The organism is Corynebacterium sp. BF-R-2, from assembly GCF_024586525.1.
GTDB lineage: Bacteria > Actinomycetota > Actinomycetes > Mycobacteriales > Mycobacteriaceae > Corynebacterium > Corynebacterium singulare.
Genome location: NZ_JAMFTP010000005.1, coordinates 135,616 through 149,743 on the forward strand (window position 1 = coordinate 135,616; position 14,128 = coordinate 149,743).

Here is a 14,128-nt window from a genome sequence, read left to right on the forward strand (position 1 = left end):
ACGCGGCGGTTTCGGGTTAGATGCTCGGATTCGCGGGCCGTCATGCAGACTCCCCCGGCCTCGTTTTCACGGCGATGCCCCACGCCGCGAGCACAGCGATACCAAAGAACCAGGCCGCGCAGACCACCAGACCCGCAGCCCCGGTGCCGTTGACGGCCTCGCCGGCCGCGGATACGGGGGTGTGCCCGGCGATTCCGCGCAGGAGGGGACGGAAGTGGTCGGCGGGCATGAGCACCGTGTTGACGAACATCGCAACGATGATCAACGGGATAAGGGCCACGGATCCCTGGGGGCTAGTGATGGAGAACGCGATGTACGTGCCGGTGCATGCGGCCGCCGCGGCAACCATCGCGCCGGTCACCGTGATCCTCCACCACCAGGACACCTCCGGGGGGCCGTCGGAAAGCAAGGCGGCCACCGCCGCGACGACGACCGTCATCGCCATGATCCGGATGAACTCGGCGATGATCCGTGCGGTCGGCACGGCCGCGTACGGTGCCGGCATTGTGATCAACCGCTCGTGGAGGCCATTGCTGCGTTCAACGAACACGGTGGACGATCCCGTGATGGCCAAGATGAACGCCCACGCCGTCACGACAAGGATGACCGCGTCCCGGAGTTCGAACTCTCCGGTGAGCTGCCTGACCAGGCTACCGAACATGCGGTTGACGATGAACAGGTACACGAGCGGAGCAATGAACGTCATGAACCAGAAGTCAGGGCGCCGCAGCCAAGTGTGGACGATGCGCCGCAGATGCACGAAAATGGCGTCGATCATGATTCGCTCCTCAAGGTGAACCGGCGGATGAACAGGACGATTCCGACGACCGCCGCGACACCGAGCCACAGGGCGGCCTCTTCCCCGGCACTATCCGGGAAGGCATCCGGGGACGCCGCCCTGATCACCTCGATGATCGGCGAAAACGGCATGTGACGTACGACGTCGCGCAGGGAGCCGTCCAAAGCGGTCGCCGGAATGAACGCGGTGGAGAACATGAGCAGCAGCATTTCCAGCGCCTGGATCGATGAGGCTGTCGACACCGGGGCGGGCACCATCAGGATCACCCCGTCCGTGACCAGGGACAGGACCGCGGCGGCGAGCAGTGACCACAGGACTGTCCACGCGACGTCACCGAGAGCCATGTCGAGGCCGCAGGACCACGCGACGACCAGCAGCGCCGCGATCGACGCGGACATCCGCAGCACATCGGTGGCGAGCCTGCCGGCGACATAGCCGCCTGTGGCCCCGGGCAACACGCGCACGCGGTCAACGAGCCCGGATTCGACGTCCTGTCCCACCGCCATCGCCGACGCCGCGGCGGTGAACATCGCCGCCTGGAACAGGCAGCCGCCGAGCACGAAACGCAGGTACCCGAAGCCGGATTGCCCTGCCGAGTACCCAAACACCGCGTACAGGCACAGCAGGAAGAGGGGAGGAACGACGAACATGGAGATCAGCGACGCGGTGTTGCGTCGCAACAGCAGCAGATCCCGACGGAGGAACGCCGCGACCGACGTCGCACTCATCGCGCCGCACCCCCTGCGTTCATCGATATGAATACCTCGTTGAGGGTGGGCGGCGACACGCTCAGCGAATCCGGCAACGCGTCCGAGGCCTCCATCGCCTGCGCCACCGCCTCGAGGACCTGCGGTCCGGGGTCGACGTCGAGGGACACCGACTTCCCCGCGACGCGGGCGCCGTCCAGGCACGTTCCTCCGAGGCAGCGGGCGAACGCCTCCGCCTCGGCGGTGGTGGCAAAGGACACGCGGAGCACGTGCGACCCGAAGTCGCGGCGCAATTCCTCCGGCGTTCCGCTGGCGACGATGCGGCGGTCCTTGAGCAGATGGACGTGGTCTGCCAGCGCCTCCGCCTCTTCCAGGTACTGGGTGGTCAGCACCAGGGTCATTCCGTCGTCCCGCAGTTGCCGGATGAAGCCCCACAACTCTTCGCGGCTGACCGGGTCCAGCCCCGTCGTGGGTTCGTCGAGGAACAGCAACCTGGGCACGACGCACAGCGACGCGGCGATGTCGAGGCGGCGCCGCATGCCACCCGAATAGGCCGACGCCAGCGTCGAGGCACTGTCCGCGAGCGAGAATTGCGCGAGCAGTTCCGTCGCGCGGGCGGCCGCGTCGGCGCGGTCGAGTCCGCGCAGACGCCCGAAGAACTCCAGGTTCTCCCGGCCGGTGAGGTTCTCGTCGATCGCCGCGAATTGGCCGGTGGTGGCAATGGCGGCGCGCACGCCCGCCGGATCCTCTTTCACATCGCGCGAGAAGATGCTCACCTCGCCGGAGTCTGCGGTGATGAGCGTCGACAGGATTCGGATGAGGGTGGTCTTGCCTGCGCCGTTGTGGCCAAGGAACGACACGATCGACCCGGCGGGCACGGTGAAACTCACGCCGTCGAGCACATGCTTGCGCATCCGGGCGCCGCGCTTTCCCTTGCGCCCGCCGTCCGGCGGAGCACCTGCCCCGCCTTCGGGCGCGGTGCCGGCTGTGCCCGCAATCGGGTAGCTCTTCGTGAGGTCGCGGACGACGATCGCCGCACCCCGTTCAGCTTGATCCGTCATCGTTTCTCCTTTTCTTTGGTGTCGCAGTGGGCCGCTGCCGGCAGTGGCCCCGTGGTCGGGTTGTCATGCGGCGTTTCGATATGGATGCCTGCATCGCGGGCGAAGGCGAGGACCGGTTCGAGGAGCCGGGGGTGGCTGACGAGATCCCGGCACCCCGGCGCGACCGGCTTCCCCGCGACCGACGCAACGGTGGCGGCAATGGCCGCGGTCATTTTGTAGGAACCCGGGCCAGTTGCCCGGACGACGGTTGTCTCGGCCGCCGACCCCGCATCGCCCGCGCCGGCGGAGGACAGTGCGATGACCAGCTCGGCGGGTTGCGGAGTGCCGTTCGCCCGCGCCTTCCGCGACGTCACGGCCGCCCCGAGACGGGCGAGCAGACCGGAGACGACGGGCATCGCGTACAGTCTCGACGTGCGGATCTTCTCCACCGACTCATCGGGGAGAGCATCGAAGGCGACGTGATAGGAAAATCCGAGGATCGAGGGGCACACCCCGCGTACGACGTCGATGTCCGGGCATTCGTAGCCGATTCCGCTTTGCGACGACACCAGGTTGCGCCGCACTTCGACGATGGCGCCGCCGAGCATCGCGCGGTATCCGCCGCGAATGGTCCGGAACATCGACTCGACCGACGCGGCCCCGGATTCCTGGTCGGCGCCAATTCGCAGATCGACCCGCACATCGCGGACCTCTTCGGTCCCCGCAGCGCAGGCCCCGAGCATCAACAGGGCCGTCGACAAGCCCGGGCACAGGCCGAACCCGGTGAGCACGGGAACCCCCTCCCGCCGAGCATCCCCGTCGAGGGCCATGATTGCGCGGCGGGCGTCGATCGAATCGTTGACGTCGATGTACCCGGTGCCTGAGTCGATGCAAGCACGGGCGAGTGAGTCTGCATGCACCTCGAACGGGCCGATGCCGGCTTCGGCCAACCGAGTCGCAGCCGCCACCGCCTCCGCATGGACCCGGCCGTACGGGACGAGGACGTCCCGCCGATTCTCGACGAAGGTGATCCCCTTCTTCGTCTCATCGGCCTTGTCCCGAAGCACGTCGCTGATGGTCCGGATCGTGTTCACTGGTACCTCTTTCGGTTGTCGGCGCCATGCCGGTGCCGGGCGGACCGGGCCCGCATGGCGCGACCCGGAGGATGTGTCTGAAGGGTTGAAGCAACTGGGTGGGGCGCGTCTCCGTACAGGCTCGGAAACGCTCGCGGGCTCGGGGCCCGCCGGTTCCGGGTGCCCGTCAAGTCACTGCGGACACAAGGGCCGCAACGAAGGCCGCGGCGGACGCTGCGGCCGCGAAACCGTCACGCACTCGCCAGGGGTGATCGGTGCGGAAGGTACGCCCCGGATGGCGGCCGAAGTTGCGCATCACCAGGGTCAGGGACAGCTTTTCGGCGCAGCGCACGGCGCTGACGAACAGGGGAAAGGCGATGCGCGCGGGCGTCGTCGCGCGAATGAAGCCGGAGCGGAAAGACTGCCCCGGTCGCATCGAGCGCAATCTAATCGCCCATGTCAGCTGGGGGATTTCGCTGCGCAGGAACGCCGCGATGCTCACCCCGGAAATCGCTATGGTGCACCATGTGTAGGGCACCCGGAGGCGTTGTACCATGGCGTCGAAAAGCTCCTCGACGCGCATACACGCGGAGACCAGGACCGTCCCCGCAAACACGGCCGTCAGTAGCAGTCCGTGATGGATGCCGTGGCGGACAGCCTCCGCCGGATCCCCACTGCCGTAGAACTCGGAGCGCCACCCGAGCAGGCCGAAGAACACCCCGATTAACAGGACGAGGAGGACCTTCCCCGCCGTCGCCCGAACGTCACGTTCCGCGATCGCAGCGAGTGCGAGGAACGCGACCCCCGTCAGAGCGAGAACGGCGTCTCCGCCGGAGAGCAGCCCGGCGACGAGGACGAGCATCACCGCCGCGACAATCGTGATGGCGTTCAACCCCGCGCGCCTTCGAGCGGCGGATCCACTGGTCCAGGGGCTTTCGTCCAAGGACGTCCGTGCGCCGGCCGCGGGCAGTGCGCGATCCCGCCGGGACGACTCCGGGGAAGCCGGCACGTCGGCTGCGGGACCGGACCAGGCGACCTTCCCTTCGGCGACGATGCTCGCCCGATCCGCCCACGTTCGCGCAGCACGGCGGTCGTGGCACGTGAACACAACGGTTCCGCCGGCCCCTGCGTATTCCGCTAGGGCATCCAGTACGATGCGCGAGCTCGGCGAATCCAGATGCGCCAACGGCTCGTCGAGAAGCAGCAAACGGCGATTGGCCGCCACCGCCAGGAAGATGCCCAACCGTCTTTTCTGTCCGCCCGACAGGACGAACGGCGAGACGGGGTCAAGTGCCCGGGGGCACAAGGCTTCCCGCAGTTTCCGCAGCTCATCGGCGCCGAGTGGTCCGTGCGGGTCCGTGCCGGCCAGCGCGGAGTCAATTTCCGCGGCGACGGTCGCGCGGGTGAACTGGTGCTCGGGGTTCTGGAACGCCAACGACGCGAAGGCGTCGGGGACGCGCCGGGCGGACGCGCCGTCAATCCGGAGGTCCGCTCCCGCCTTCATCTGGCCCGACAGCACCGCCAGCAAGGTGGACTTACCGGCTCCGTTGGCACCGACTAGGGCATGAATCTCGCCCCGTTCCAGTGTCAGATCGGCCCCGTTCAGGATCCTCTCCCCGCCTCGGGCCACGTGGGTTCCGGTCAAGGCCAGCAGTGGAACGGCCTCCGCCTCCGATTCCGGATCGGCGCCATTCCCGGCTCCCCGGGACCTTCGCCGCCGGTCCGGACCGGGACGGTCCGGCGCCCCCGTGCCCGGCGTACTGGCGTCCGGCGTTCCGGCGGTCGCGGCCGTCGTCGCAATGCCCTTCACCGCGATGTCATCCGGCGCTCCGTGGGCGGCGACGCTCCCGTCCGCATCGAGGATCGTCACCGTGTCGACCCACCCGTCGAACGGGCGGAGGTCGTGCTCGATGAGCAGGATGACGCGCCCCGGGGCCCGCAAATCACGGATAGCGGCGAACAGCGACCGGCGACCATCCTCGTCGACGTGGGCCGCGGGCTCGTCGAAGATCATGACCTCCGGCGCACTGGCCACCGCGCCGGCGATGGCCATCCGCTGGCGTTGCCCGCCCGACAAAGCCCACGGATCCTTCTCCGCGAGCTCTGACAGCCCGAGCTCTGATAGGGCCGCGGCTGATCGCTTGGCGACGATGTCGGCTTCCACGAGGGAAAACTCGAGGGCCATGGATACGTCATCGACGACTCGAAGCGTGAGCACCTGCGTCGCCGGGTCTTGCCCGACGAAGGTGACCCGGTCCCCGTCCACGGGGCATTCGGTGCCGTCGACATCAACGATATGCACGGATCCGGCATGGTCGATGGGGATGTGCGAGGGGATCAGTCCAGCGATGAGGTGGGCCAGGCTCGTCTTTCCGCATCCCACGGGTCCCATGATGACATTGATCGTACCGAAGTCGAAGGAGAGATCCACCATGTCGGGTGCCCATCGCCCATCGGCGTGCCGCACGCCAGCGCCACTGACCCGTAACCGGGCCGGGGCCGTCCCACGTGTCGCACCGGCGCACGCAGGTGCTCCGCCGGTCACCGGGTGACCTCGCGGCTGCGAAGCCCCTTTGCGACGGCAAAGCCCAGGACCAAAAACACCAGGCTCGATGCCAAGGCTACGGCGAAGCTGATCAGGGTCATGGGCGTGGTCGGCGAGTCGACGCCAACTGCGCGCGGGGCCATCGTTCCCATCATCGCGGAGAACAACATCGCCGACGCCACGAACTGGGTACGCGTCCACCACCGGTACAGGGTGACCATGAATGGAAGCTCGATGAGCAATCCTTCCATGATCAGCGCCCCGATCGCGGCGACGCCGAACGGGGTGGTCGCCGCGGACACGACGCCCATGGCAAGGCACGCGATGAGGCTCGCGCCAGGCTTGCGGACGACGATGAGGGGAACGACGCACTGCAGGAACCACAACCCGAGCGTCGCCGCGACGAGATAAACGTGGGCGATGCCGGCGAACACCTGCAGGTAGGTCAGGGGCACGACGACGAGAGACCCCGCGACGCCGATCGCGGCGGCGACGAGCATATCGCGGGTGGATGGTCGGCCACCCGCTGCGACCGGTGCGACGTGTACCAACCGCCCGTCGTCCGTCTGCGACGCCACCGCGTCGCCGTCGCCCGTCCCGTCCGGGCCCGCGTCCCCGACTCCCCCTCCGGAGAGGGGTTCTCTGGTCGATCCACGTTTTCTGTTCATCGTCGCCGCCTCGCTTCCGTTGCCGATTCCCGATCGGGAACCTAACTTGAACCAGTATTAGGTTAGGCAATCCTTAGCAACTTATGCAAGACTCGAATTATTGACTTTTGCCCCGCTCCCCCCATTACGTTGTTAGCAGTTCCGCCTCAGGGCACCGAAGATTCATAACCTGTCCGCCCGATTGGGCTGGTTATGTTTATTTCCGTTCCCTCCGTCTGAAAGGACAGTGGAACTAGTCGCTGGCTTCGGTATGGCTTATTCCCGCCCCTGTCTGAAAATGATCCGGGGGTGATGCCGCCGAAGACAGTGACATACTCAAACTGCTAATAGGAACCTGACCCAGCCCAGGTGGTATGAGGTCTCACAGTAATGTGGATGCCAGCGCAAGCATGTCCGACAACCCCAGCGATGAAGCTTAAATAGTCCAACTTCTAATTCATCGCTAGGAGGCATACACCCATGGCCTATGACTTCGTCATTGGCGTAGACGTCGGCAAATACTTCCACCACGCCTGCGTCCTCGATCCCCAAGGCAGGCAAGTCCTGTCCAAACGCATCAATCAGCATGAAGGCTCGCTACGCAAGCTCTTCGGCCAATTCCTCGCCGACAACGGCTCGGTCCTTGTTATTCCCAACAACATCGGCCGGTTGACCGTCGCAGTCGCCCAAGACATGGGGGCAGATGTTCGCTATCTACCAGGGCTTGCGATGCGACAGCTCTCTCGCATCCACGTCGGCAACTCCAAGACCGATGTACGCGACGCCTACGTCATCGCCCATGCCGGTCTTAACCTTCCAGATTCCCTGCGCAGTGTCGACCGCGTTGAGGAAGTCTTTATCCAGCTGATTTAGGCCGTGACAGCGGCATCCTCCGAGATAGGCTCGATACCCAGGCGGTTGAGCATGTAGAGCACGCGGGCGCCGAGGTCATCGGCCAACTCGCGGGTCTCTTCCACCGTTTCAGCGGTAGCGATATCCCAAATCTTGATGTCCTTACCTGCCTCATCGCGTGGGACCACGCGGCCAAGGTACACAATGTAATCCGGGATGGTCAGCAGACGCAGGTCCTCGACGTAGCGGTCCGGATGCTCAGCCATGCCGCGCTCCTGGAGCACGTGGGCCATGTGGGAATCGGACTCGTTCTCCGGGTGAGCCACGGCAGCGTCCACCAGCAGGGCATCGCCGGCGTACTTCTTCGTCAACGCCACGGCTGCCTGGGCCAGCGCATGGTCGGCGCCGGCAGCAAAACGCACGTGGATACGGTGGCCGCCGAAGTGCTCACGCACCTCGCGCTCCACCATCACTGGCACAAAGTCCTCGAGAGTAGCGCCTTCCTCGTGTCGCTTAATGGCAGCATCCAAGACGGAGTTGATCTCGTCGGTGCTGTATTCGTGACCGTAGTCGGCCTGAAGATCCTGGCGCAGAGTATCGAAACGACGGGAATTCGGGGAGGTCATTTTAAACTCACTTTCTGTTCGCCTATTGTTAACCTGTAGTTAACTTTAGCGAGTTGTTGTCCCGACCTCAAGTTTTACTTTCACACCGCTCATGATTGGCGCCGGCGATGGTCTTCGGAGCCCACAAAGACCAAAGGCCTGCCGGGTGTTCCGGCAGGCCTTCTTTGCTTGCTGCTTCTTCTTATCGGGAATGCGGGTTGCGCGACTGCGTAGCTTGAGATGTTCCTCAAGCCGCTCCGGGGACATCTTCCACATACTGCGGTCCGCAGCTCCGGGCGCGCGCTTCCTCTTCTTACGCTGGGCCATGCCGTCACCTCCTTCCATCGAGGTGTTTCAGCATAGCGCGCCGTGCCGCACTATAGGGAGCGGCCGGGGGCAGCACTGCGGCCTAGTGGCCGCGCTCCTGCGTGATGGCTTGGCCATCACGGAAATAGGGGGCCAGCTTGTTATCGAACATGCTCAGCGCGGAAGCAATGGCCATGTGCATATCCAGGTACTGGTAGGTACCCAGGCGGCCGCCAAAGAGGACCTGGTTCTCGCGTGCCTCAGCAGCGGCGAGCTTGCGGTAAGCCGCCAACTTGGCGCGGTCCTCCGGGGTGTTGATCGGGTAGTACGGCTCGTCGCCCTTCTCGGCAAAGCGCGAGTACTCCTTCATAATGACCGTCTTATCGGCAGGATATTTATCCTGCCGTTCCGGGTGGAAGTGGCGGAACTCATGGATGCGGGTGTAGTCCACGTCCGCATCGTTGTAGTTCATCACCGGGGTGCCCTGGAAGTCACCGGTGTCCAGCACCTCCATATCGAAGTCGAGCGTGCGCCAGCCCAGCTCACCCTCGGCGAAATCGAAGTAGCGATCCAGTGGGCCGGTGTAGACCACTGGGGCTTCAGGCGACGCCTCTCGCAGCTCTTCGCGGACGTCGAACCAGTCGGTGTTGAGGCGGACGTCGATAAGCTCGTGCTCCGCCATCTTCTCCAGCCAGGCCGCGTAGCCGTCGACAGGCAGGCCCTCGTAGGTGTCGTTGAAGTAGCGGTTGTTGAAGGTATAGCGCACCGGCAGGCGCGTGATGTTGCCGGCCGGCAGCTCCTTCGGGTCGGTCTGCCACTGCTTAGCGGTGTAGTCGCGGATGAAGGCCTCGTAGAGCGGGCGGCCAATCAGCGCGATGGCCTTCTCCTCCAGGTTCTGCGCCTCATCTACAGCAAACTCGCCGGCCTGCTCCTTGATAAGCTGGCGCGCCTCATCCGGGGAGTAGTAGCGGCCAAAGAACTGGTTAATCAGGCCCAGGCCCATCGGGAACTGGTACGCCGTGCCATCGTGCATGGCGAAGACGCGGTGCTGGTAGTCCGTAAAATCCGTGAACTGGTTGCAGTACTCCCACACGCGCTTATTCGACGTGTGGAAGAGGTGCGCACCGTACTTGTGGACCTCGATGCCAGTCTCCGGCTCGGCCTCCGAGTAAGCGTTGCCGCCCAAATGCTCGCGGCGCTCGACGATGAGCACCTTCTTGCCCAGCTGGGAGGCTGCGCGCTCGGCCACGGTTAAGCCAAAGAATCCAGATCCAACAACGATGAGGTCATATGCAGTCATGGGCTCCAGCTTAAAACAGCGCTACCCCTGGTGCCGCGGATGACGAGCACGCGCGTGTCACACCTCCGACCCCACACGCAACTGTCGTAACATGTGTCCCGTTAGTTAACTTTTTTGCGCTCTTTTTAACCTGCAGATAGCCCCTAGGGAGTAACAGTGCAACAGAAACGTCGTCTCGTCCCCGCGAAATCTCGGTGGTCCACGCCGATTATCGCCGCGGTCACCTCCATCGCCGTGGTCACCACCGCCGCCTTCGGAGGGCATACCATCCTCCAGACCCAAGAGGCTGGCAACGGGCCGATTGAAGTTTCGTCCCACAGCGAGTCCTTCGGTTCGGGCGAAACGGTCGTCGTCGATGACCCTGCCATCGCCTCCCAAGGTGACGGCTCCGGGCCGCGCGCGGTGAAGCAGTTCCACCGTGACGAAACCTTTTCCTCCTTCGCCGTGACGTGGAAGGGCCCGCGCGATGTCGCCGCCTTCGTGCGCGCGAAGCAGCCGGACGGGTCCTGGTCCGAGTGGTACGACATGGACGCGATGTCCTACTCCGGCGATGACCCCTCTGCCACGAACGGTACTGAGCTCATCTTCGTGGGTGACACTAACGATGTGCAGGTTTCCATCAACAACGTCGATCTCGTGACGGGGTCCAACCTCGATGAATCCTTCGAGGAGACGGAGGTTGAGGAGGACGCCGCGCTTGACGACGTCTCCCCCTCCCTCGCCGCCGCCAATGCTGCCGCGGAGCGCTCCGCGAACCCGCTGCCGGCGCCTATTGCGTCCAATGTCGGTAACATTGCGCCAGTAGCGGACGTCGAGAACACCGCCAGCGTGGAGGGCCTTGAGGCCGTGTTTATGGACGGCAATGCTCAGGAGGGCGAGGTTATCGAACCCACTGCCGATACCGACGGTATGCCACGCGTGGTATCTCGTGCTCGTTGGGGCGCGGATGAGAGCCTGCGTTGTAAGGACGCTGATTACGATGATGGCGTGAAGGCTATTGCGCTGCACCACACTGCAGGTTCCAATGATTACACCCGCGCGCAGGCAGCTGCACAGGTCCGCGCGGCATACCAATACCACGCACAAAACCTGGGCTGGTGCGATATCGGCTACAACGCCTTGGTGGACAAGTACGGCACGATTTACGAAGGCCGCTATGGTGGCCTCGACGAGGCCGTGCAGGGCGCCCACATCGGTGGCTTCAACGAAAACACGTGGGGCATCTCGATGATTGGTAATTACGAGAAGACTCAGCCGACCGCTGCCCTGCTGAAGTCAGTCACGGACCTGGCGGGCTGGAAGGCCGCTATCTCTGGTGTCGATCCGGAATCCCGCGTGAACCTTCGCTCTCAGGGCTTCTCCGGTTCGAGGTACCCGGCCGGTGCTTATGCCCCGGTTTATGGATTCTTCGGCCACAGTGACGCTCACTTCACTGCATGCCCGGGCCGCTACACCATTGCGCTCTGGCCGCAGATTCGTGCAGCAGCGCATAAGAAATACAAGGCCATCAGGTCTGGGGCATCTGGCTCAATCGATTGGTCTGATGACTTCGAAGAGTCCACGGCAACGTCCACTGCAACCGACACAGCGACAGTCACCGATGAACCAGCACCGCGCCCGAACAAACCGGCAGCGCAAGAGCCGATGTCCTCGATTGGTGATTCCGAGATTCCGCTCAGCACCATCACGGCACTCTTCGGCCTAGCTGCCACGGTCTTCGGCATCATGTACAGCCGCTCCGATAAGCAGATTGACATGGACCAAAAGGTCGGCGGACTGCCGGTCGAGCAGATTCCGGGCATCGTGACCAAGGTGGTGTCCTTGAGCAAGAATGAGGGCCTCAAGGAGACGTGGACCGCGGTGCTCAACAACTTCGGGCCGGTCCTGGGGCTAGCCGTGGGCGGCCCGGATGAGACATCGGGTATCATCTCGCAGCTCTTCCAGAACGGCGTGGTCCTCTACTCCGAGGAGACTGGCGCCCACGCACTGGTGGGCAAGATTGCTCAGGAGTGGGCATCAGGCACCAATGCCGCCGAGCTTGGCCTGCCGACATCCGATGAACTCCTCACTGGCAACGGCAAGGAAGTCCGCGTTCACTTCCAGGGTGGTTCCATCGTCTACAACCCGGCTACTGAGCAGATTCAGGTCTTTACGAACTAATCCTCGGCACCAGCGGGGCTCTGCACAGCGCAGGGCCCCGCTTTGAGGATCGCCGATGCTGCGGAGGCCCGGTGGTGGGCGTCCGCGTGGTGGTGCGTGTCCTTGGTGGTGTCTGGCGGTTTATCCGTCAGGCGGTCCGGTGTTTGCTTGTTGGGCTGCTTGATACGCCGCTTGGGCAGTAATCGGTTCTGCCCACGGTGGGATGTAGCCAACCTCACCGCGAATCCTAAACACGTAGCCAGCACCGGTGGGTTTATCCGGGTCGTCATCATTAATCCCGTTGTGGTAGGCACACAACATGGTTAGATTCGGCGGGTCGGTAGCCCCACCGGCCTTCCACGGCACTAGGTGATGTACCTGGATATAGTCAGCAGGTTTATTGCACCCCTTCCTGGCACAGGTGGGGTTCTCAGCACTGGCCATGATGCGCTGCTCAAACCCGGCCAAGCGTTTCATGCGGTGCAGCCACACCGGCCCGATGGTGGGGTGGATTAGGGTGACGTAGCCGATTTCCGCAAACTTGTAGTTCAAAAACTCAGCCCCGGTCATACGCCCACCATTGGTTAACTCCAGGATGATGTCGTCACCGTCACCGGAGACAATCTTGTCAAGCTTATCTAAGCTCACCACCACGCTGGTGAGCACCGCAGGCTTTGTTCCACCATGGGACTTGGTGAAGAAGACCTGTTTGCAAGCCTCCAGCAGGTTGGTGTGGTTGATGGATTCTAAGGTGCCGTGCATCTCAGTAATCATCAACGCATCCCCAGTAATAGTCAGCGAGTGCGGGCCTTGCTTACGGTAGGTCATGCGCACCCCAGGTTTCGGCACACGCTTGGGCTTGAGCTCTTTGAGCCGTTTGGCTGCCACGGCTGGGATGCTGTGGGCGGGCGTGCCGGCAAGTTTTACCCGCAAGTTCCACGCGTGCAGCTGGTTCTTGAGCTTCTTGGTGTAGGACTCAATAAGGCTCAGCGTGGCCAGATCATGGCGTTGCTCTGCGGCCCGGTGGCGGGCTTGTCGTTGTTTACCCGTGAATTTCGTGGCGCCGAAGTAAATGTGGTTCAGGCGTGCCAGTTCAGCGGCATCGGCTAGCGAAGCGCCGAGTGCGCGTAAACGTTTCTCGCCTCCTACCGCTTGCTCCACCAACGTGATCCCCGAGTTACGGAAGGAGAAATAGGTCTCTAAATCCCCCATGAACCAGAACACTAAACCACCCCAGGCAACCCCGCAACCGGAAGATTAGAACCAGTGCTCAAGCACCTTGGCCACGCCGGCCTGGTGATGGGGAAGGGTGGTGGCATCGGAGACGTCGGCAAGCGCGGGGTGTGCGTTTCCCATCGCGACGCCGCAGCCTGCCCACTCTAGCATTTCGAGGTCATTAGGCATATCGCCAAAGGCGATGATGTCTTCGCGTGAAATACCGTGATGTTCCGCCAACCACTGGACACCGCGGCGCTTCGTCACGTTCGGTGCGGCGACCTCGAGCACGCCCTCCGACATCGAATACGTGACGTGGGCAAGCTCCGGATCGATGTGCGGGGCAACCAACTCATAAAGCTCCGGGGCCGAATAGTTGGTGTTACGTATCAGCAGCTTGACGGCGGGCTGCGACACCAACTCCCCCACGCTGACTAGGCCAAAGCCCTCAAACATCGCGTTCTCTGAATAGTGCGATTCCACCACAAAGAGTTCGTCCACGGGATCCAGCAGCGAGCCACCAGCGCGCTCTGCACCAAAACCCGCGCCCCCTAAGGGCTGGAGGGCTCTGGAGGCGACGTTGACAGTTTCGGCCAAAGCCTCCGGGGACAACTCGTGGGTAGAAAGGACGCGGTCCTCGGCAGAATCATAAATCACCGCGCCATTCGAGGTCACGCACACCGGGCGCACCGTAAGCTGCTCCAACACCGGCATAATCCAGCGGAAAGGTCGACCCGTGGCCAAAGCGAACTCGGCGCCGGCGTTGACAGCCCGGGCGATGACCTCCCGATTGCGCTTAGGCACGCGGTGGTTGCGGTCCAACAAAGTACCGTCGATGTCGCTCACAATGAGGCGCGGCGCGCGTTCCGGGAAAGTCATAACCATGAGTCTACGTCAGGG

The 14,128-nt window shown here is 63.7% G+C and carries 12 protein-coding genes and 1 pseudogene; 2 read left to right on the top strand and 11 right to left on the bottom strand.

Translation table 11 applies throughout. From position 1 onward, the window contains the following. Positions 1 to 40 precede the first annotated feature (40 nt). From M5J09_RS04770 to M5J09_RS04795, 6 genes are all read right to left on the bottom strand, one after another. Positions 41 to 778 (bottom strand): ABC transporter permease, encoded by a 738-nt coding sequence (locus M5J09_RS04770; protein ID WP_257157143.1) that lies wholly within the window; start codon positions 776 to 778, stop codon positions 41 to 43. Then, the gene (locus M5J09_RS04775) at positions 775 to 1,527 is read right to left on the bottom strand and encodes an ABC transporter permease (RefSeq protein WP_257157144.1); all 753 of its coding nucleotides are present in this window, start codon (positions 1,525 to 1,527) and stop codon (positions 775 to 777) included. Before M5J09_RS04775 ends, M5J09_RS04770 begins: the two co-directional genes overlap by 4 nt. Continuing rightward, entirely contained in the window at positions 1,524 to 2,567 is a 1,044-nt protein-coding gene (locus M5J09_RS04780; protein WP_239180856.1) for an ATP-binding cassette domain-containing protein, read from the bottom strand. The genes M5J09_RS04775 and M5J09_RS04780 overlap by 4 nt, the downstream gene beginning before the upstream one ends. Continuing rightward, the gene (locus tag M5J09_RS04785) at positions 2,564 to 3,640 is read right to left on the bottom strand and encodes a saccharopine dehydrogenase (protein ID WP_257157145.1); all 1,077 of its coding nucleotides are present in this window, start codon (positions 3,638 to 3,640) and stop codon (positions 2,564 to 2,566) included. The genes M5J09_RS04780 and M5J09_RS04785 overlap by 4 nt, the downstream gene beginning before the upstream one ends. A gap of 166 nt (positions 3,641 to 3,806) precedes the next feature. Beyond that, positions 3,807 to 6,053: an ATP-binding cassette domain-containing protein gene (locus tag M5J09_RS04790; protein ID WP_257157146.1), complete on the bottom strand. Its 2,247-nt coding sequence runs from the start codon at positions 6,051 to 6,053 to the stop codon at positions 3,807 to 3,809. A 107-nt stretch (positions 6,054 to 6,160) separates the two neighbouring features. Further along, on the bottom strand, positions 6,161 to 6,664 hold the full coding sequence (locus tag M5J09_RS04795) for an ECF transporter S component (protein WP_257157147.1): 504 nt from the start codon (positions 6,662 to 6,664) through the stop codon (positions 6,161 to 6,163). A 627-nt stretch (positions 6,665 to 7,291) separates the two neighbouring features. Here M5J09_RS04795 and M5J09_RS04800 point away from each other — a divergent pair. Beyond that, positions 7,292 to 7,678: pseudogene (locus M5J09_RS04800) on the top strand (IS110 family transposase); the annotation flags it as partial. A 2-nt stretch (positions 7,679 to 7,680) separates the two neighbouring features. Here the strand turns inward: M5J09_RS04800 and M5J09_RS04805 are convergent. From M5J09_RS04805 to glf, 3 genes are all read right to left on the bottom strand, one after another. After that, positions 7,681 to 8,289, bottom strand: coding sequence for a three-helix bundle dimerization domain-containing protein (locus M5J09_RS04805; RefSeq protein ID WP_257157148.1), 609 nt, complete (start codon positions 8,287 to 8,289; stop codon positions 7,681 to 7,683). A 45-nt stretch (positions 8,290 to 8,334) separates the two neighbouring features. Then, positions 8,335 to 8,595: a hypothetical protein gene (locus tag M5J09_RS04810; RefSeq protein ID WP_257157149.1), complete on the bottom strand. Its 261-nt coding sequence runs from the start codon at positions 8,593 to 8,595 to the stop codon at positions 8,335 to 8,337. A gap of 82 nt (positions 8,596 to 8,677) precedes the next feature. Then, positions 8,678 to 9,874: a UDP-galactopyranose mutase gene (glf, locus tag M5J09_RS04815; protein ID WP_144792406.1), complete on the bottom strand. Its 1,197-nt coding sequence runs from the start codon at positions 9,872 to 9,874 to the stop codon at positions 8,678 to 8,680. A gap of 156 nt (positions 9,875 to 10,030) precedes the next feature. Here glf and M5J09_RS13255 point away from each other — a divergent pair, with 156 nt between their 5' ends. After that, positions 10,031 to 12,034 (top strand): N-acetylmuramoyl-L-alanine amidase, encoded by a 2,004-nt coding sequence (locus M5J09_RS13255; protein ID WP_257157150.1) that lies wholly within the window; start codon positions 10,031 to 10,033, stop codon positions 12,032 to 12,034. A 120-nt stretch (positions 12,035 to 12,154) separates the two neighbouring features. Here M5J09_RS13255 and M5J09_RS04825 read toward each other — a convergent pair whose 3' ends face one another. Both M5J09_RS04825 and M5J09_RS04830 read right to left on the bottom strand, forming a co-directional pair. Further along, a complete protein-coding gene (locus M5J09_RS04825) occupies positions 12,155 to 13,225 on the bottom strand; it encodes an HNH endonuclease signature motif containing protein (protein ID WP_257157151.1) in 1,071 nt (356 codons plus the stop codon). 45 nt (positions 13,226 to 13,270) lie between these two features. Next, a complete protein-coding gene (locus tag M5J09_RS04830; protein ID WP_239180872.1) occupies positions 13,271 to 14,107 on the bottom strand; it encodes an HAD family hydrolase in 837 nt (278 codons plus the stop codon). Between the last annotated feature and the right edge of the window lie 21 nt (positions 14,108 to 14,128).

Bases quoted from the DNA above. Each gene is read 5' to 3' on its own strand.
- M5J09_RS04770 (WP_257157143.1), bottom strand. From the start codon at position 778: ATGATCGACGCCATTTTCGTGCATCTGCGGCGCATCGTCCACACTTGG.
- M5J09_RS04775 (WP_257157144.1), bottom strand. From the start codon at position 1,527: ATGAGTGCGACGTCGGTCGCGGCGTTCCTCCGTCGGGATCTGCTGCTG.
- M5J09_RS04780 (WP_239180856.1), bottom strand. From the start codon at position 2,567: ATGACGGATCAAGCTGAACGGGGTGCGGCGATCGTCGTCCGCGACCTC.
- M5J09_RS04790 (WP_257157146.1), bottom strand. From the start codon at position 6,053: ATGGTGGATCTCTCCTTCGACTTCGGTACGATCAATGTCATCATGGGA.
- M5J09_RS04795 (WP_257157147.1), bottom strand. From the start codon at position 6,664: ATGCTCGTCGCCGCCGCGATCGGCGTCGCGGGGTCTCTCGTCGTCGTG.
- M5J09_RS04805 (WP_257157148.1), bottom strand. From the start codon at position 8,289: ATGACCTCCCCGAATTCCCGTCGTTTCGATACTCTGCGCCAGGATCTT.
- M5J09_RS04810 (WP_257157149.1), bottom strand. From the start codon at position 8,595: ATGGCCCAGCGTAAGAAGAGGAAGCGCGCGCCCGGAGCTGCGGACCGC.
- glf (WP_144792406.1), bottom strand. From the start codon at position 9,874: ATGACTGCATATGACCTCATCGTTGTTGGATCTGGATTCTTTGGCTTA.
- M5J09_RS04825 (WP_257157151.1), bottom strand. From the start codon at position 13,225: ATGGGGGATTTAGAGACCTATTTCTCCTTCCGTAACTCGGGGATCACG.
- M5J09_RS04830 (WP_239180872.1), bottom strand. From the start codon at position 14,107: ATGACTTTCCCGGAACGCGCGCCGCGCCTCATTGTGAGCGACATCGAC.